Origin of the sequence: Tianweitania sp., from assembly GCF_032053605.1 — a bacterium.
Lineage (GTDB): Bacteria > Pseudomonadota > Alphaproteobacteria > Rhizobiales > Rhizobiaceae > Tianweitania.
The window spans coordinates 1-3,371 of record NZ_DAMBUH010000188.1 but is presented as its reverse complement, the minus strand read 5'-3'; the positions used below and the strand labels follow the sequence as shown (position 1 = coordinate 3,371).

Here is a 3,371-nt window from a genome sequence, read left to right as displayed (position 1 = left end):
ATCGCCGGCATCACCGTGCTGGTCGAGAAGCGCCGCAACGGCGCGCTCGAACAGGCACCCGCGTCACCGCGTCAGGGCTTGTCGCGCTTCCTGCGCGGTCCTTGGCCGCTCGTCTGGGGCGCGGTTGCCTTGGTGATCTTCAACTTCGCCACGCTGGCGCTTGCCGGCCGTCCCTGGGGTGTGACCTCGGCCTTCGCGCTATGGGGCGCAAAGGGCGCGCAGGCGATCGGCATCGACCCGACCGCCTGGTCCTATTGGCAGACGCCATCGAATGCGAAGGCGCTGCAGGAAAGCGTGTTTGCCGACATCACCTCCATCATGGACTTCGGCATTATCGCCGGTGCCATGCTGGCTGCGGCACTCGCCGGCAGCTTTGCACCCAGCCTGAAGATCCCGCTGCGTTCGGTTGTTGCCGCCGTGGTCGGTGGGTTGTTGCTCGGCTACGGCGCCCGCATCGCCTATGGCTGCAATATCGGCGCTTATTTCTCCGGCATCATCTCCGGCAGCGTGCATGGTTATCTATGGGCAGTCGCAGCCTTCGCCGGCAACATCCTCGGCGCCCACATGCGGCCTTTCTTCTTCGCCGAGCGTCAGGTGCGCCGCATCGACGGCTAGCGAACCCAAGCCCGCGCGAGGTTCTTGCGCGGGCGGGTCCGCTCGTTCATAAGCCACGCGAATTCCTAGGGCATCCGGTTCCAAGCCGGATGCCGCTCTGTTTGTGGAACAGCGCTCATGTCCTCTTTCAAGCCGCTCGTTTTTTCCGGCGTCCAGCCCACCGGCAATCTGCATCTCGGCAATTATCTCGGCGCGATCCGCAAGTTCGTCGCGCTGCAGAACGAGCATGACTGCATCTATTGCGTGGTCGACATGCATTCGATCACCGCGCAGCTCGTGCATGAAGATCTGGCGTCCCAGACCCGCTCCATCACGGCCGCTTACCTCGCCGCCGGCATCGATCCGACCAAGCACATCGTGTTCAACCAGAGCCGGGTGATGCAGCATGCCGAGCTCGCCTGGATCTTCAACTGCGTGGCGCGCATCGGCTGGATGAACCGCATGACGCAGTTCAAGGACAAGGCCGGCAAGGACCGCGAAAACGCCTCGCTCGGCCTGCTTGCCTACCCCAGCCTGATGGCCGCCGACATCCTGCTTTACCGGGCCACCCATGTGCCGGTGGGCGACGACCAGAAGCAGCATATCGAGTTGACCCGCGACATCGCCATGAAGTTCAACAACGACTTTTCGCATCGCATCGCCGATCTCGGTATCGGCGTGGAGTTGATGATGGGCGAAGAGAAGGTCAACGGCTTCTTCCCTCTGACCGAGCCGATGATCGAGGGACCGGCAACGCGCGTGATGAGCCTGCGCGACGGTTCCAAGAAGATGTCGAAGTCCGACCCGTCGGATCTGTCGCGCATCAACCTGACGGATGATGCCGACACCATCTCCAAGAAGATCCGAAAGGCCCGAACCGACCCGGAAGCACTGCCGAGCGAACTCGCCGGCCTCAAGGACCGCCCGGAAGCCGACAACCTCATCGGCATCTATGCCGCTTTGTCCGATCAAACGCGCGAAGCCGTGATCGCTGAATATGGCGGCCAGCAGTTTTCCGTGTTCAAGCCGGCACTGGCCGATCTGGCGGTGGAAAAGCTTGCCCCGATCGCATCCGAAATGCGCCGCATTCAGGCTGACACGGCTTACGTCGATGCCGTTCTCAAGGATGGTGGCGAGCGTGCCCGCACCATCGCCGAGGGCACGATGAAGCAGGTGCGCCAGATCATCGGCTTCCTGCAGGACTAACAAGCCGGCAAAACGCTATGTCATCACGCTGGTGGAAACAGCGGACGGTGCGGCACAGCCCCGCGTCAATGTCTACAAGGCCGGTAGACTTGTTCCTGGTTCAACCAAGTGGCATTGTCCGCGCTGATTAAAGCTCTGGGGAAAGATCATGGTATCCAGACGATTGAGCCGTGAAACCGGCCATCGCCGTAAGTTCTTGGCGGTGATCGACGAGACACCGGAATGCGAGCGGGCCGTCGCCTACGCCTCGCGTCGCGCCAAATCCACCGGCGGGGTGCTGGTCTTGTTGTTCGTGGTCGAGAATGCCGATTTCCAGCAGTTTCTCGGCGTCGAACAGGTCATGCGCGCGGAAGCAACGGCCAGCGCCAAGCTTACCCTCGACAATTTTGCAACCAAGATCCGTGAAACGCTCGGCATCGAGCCGGAGCTGATCGTGCGTGAGGGTGCTGCCAAGGACGAGATCCTGGCGCAGGTGGAAGAAGATCAGGACATTGCGATCCTGGTTCTCGCCGCAAGCGCAGCCAAGGAGGGACCCGGCCCGTTGGTGATGGCCACCATCGCTAAGGGCGGCGGCTTCCCGATTCCGGTGACCATCGTGCCGCAAACACTGTCCGACCAAGACATGGAGAACCTCGCCTGACCGGGTGACCACGCAGTCCTAGCTCACTTGTAAAGCTGAGTTGCAAGGTCTATTTAGAACCATTCCAAACAGGTTGAGAGCGGAGTTCCGCCATGTTCATTCAGACTGAATCCACGCCGAACCCCGCCACGCTGAAATTTCTGCCGGGTGTCGTGGTGATGGCGGACGGCACCGCCGATTTCCGCGATGCGCCGAGCGCACGCGACGCCTCGCCGCTGGCTGCCCGCTTGTTCGATGTTCCGGGCGTGACCGGCGTGTTCTTCGGCTATGATTTCGTGACCGTCACCAAGGACGGCCAGGACTGGCAGCACATGAAGCCGGCGATCCTCGGCGCGATCATGGAGCATTTCATGGCCGGCCTGCCGGTCATGACGAGCGCGGCCACGACGCAGGCGCGCGAAGATGCCGAAAGCGGCGAAGAATTCTTCGATGCCGCCGATCAGGATATCGTGGTCACCATCAAGGAACTGCTCGACACGCGCGTGCGCCCGGCTGTGGCGCAGGACGGCGGCGATATCACCTTCCGTGGCTACGAGAACGGCACCGTCTTCCTCCACATGAAGGGCGCCTGCGCCGGCTGTCCATCCTCCACCGCCACGCTGAAGCACGGCATCCAGAACCTGCTGCGCCACTTCGTGCCTGAAGTGCAGCAGGTCGAGCAGGTCGTCTGAGCCACGCCGTTTGATTCGAATGGACGTACGGTTGTGCGCCCTTCGAGGCTCGCCATGCTAAAGTGAGCGCTTGGTCCGGTGATGCCGTGCGGGCTCGCACCTCAGGATGAGGACCGTCCCGCTAAGCTTCGAAGTACTTGGTGGGCTCGATCAGCCCGGTTGATCAACCGGCTGCCACGTTGACCACCTAGGCGACAGGCACAATGGTCCTCATCCTTGTATATTGCAATTGGTGCATACTATCGGCGTCGGGTGGTCAT

4 protein-coding genes are annotated in these 3,371 nt (G+C 61.9%); all 4 read left to right on the top strand.

Going from position 1 to position 3,371, the window contains the following annotated elements; all coding sequences use genetic code 11:
• Positions 1-615 (top strand): YeeE/YedE thiosulfate transporter family protein (locus RTX98_RS20520; protein WP_312798737.1); only part of this gene is annotated, 615 nt, incomplete at its 5' end.
• A gap of 117 nt (positions 616-732) precedes the next feature.
• The gene (gene trpS / locus RTX98_RS20515) at positions 733-1,800 is read left to right on the top strand and encodes a tryptophan--tRNA ligase (protein ID WP_312798736.1); all 1,068 of its coding nucleotides are present in this window, start codon (positions 733-735) and stop codon (positions 1,798-1,800) included.
• A gap of 148 nt (positions 1,801-1,948) precedes the next feature.
• On the top strand, positions 1,949-2,440 hold the full coding sequence (locus RTX98_RS20510) for a universal stress protein (protein WP_312798735.1): 492 nt from the start codon (positions 1,949-1,951) through the stop codon (positions 2,438-2,440).
• Positions 2,441-2,532: 92 nt separating this feature from the next.
• Positions 2,533-3,111 carry a NifU family protein gene (locus RTX98_RS20505; protein WP_189503998.1) on the top strand — a complete coding sequence of 193 codons (579 nt, stop codon included), beginning with the start codon at positions 2,533-2,535 and terminating at the stop codon, positions 3,109-3,111.
• Positions 3,112-3,371 lie beyond the last annotated feature (260 nt).

What these genes read in the sequence shown, in the direction of transcription:
- trpS (WP_312798736.1), top strand. Translation starts at nt 733, where the DNA reads ATGTCCTCTTTCAAGCCGCTCGTTTTTTCCGGCGTCCAGCCCACCGGC.
- RTX98_RS20510 (WP_312798735.1), top strand. Translation starts at nt 1,949, where the DNA reads ATGGTATCCAGACGATTGAGCCGTGAAACCGGCCATCGCCGTAAGTTC.
- RTX98_RS20505 (WP_189503998.1), top strand. Translation starts at nt 2,533, where the DNA reads ATGTTCATTCAGACTGAATCCACGCCGAACCCCGCCACGCTGAAATTT.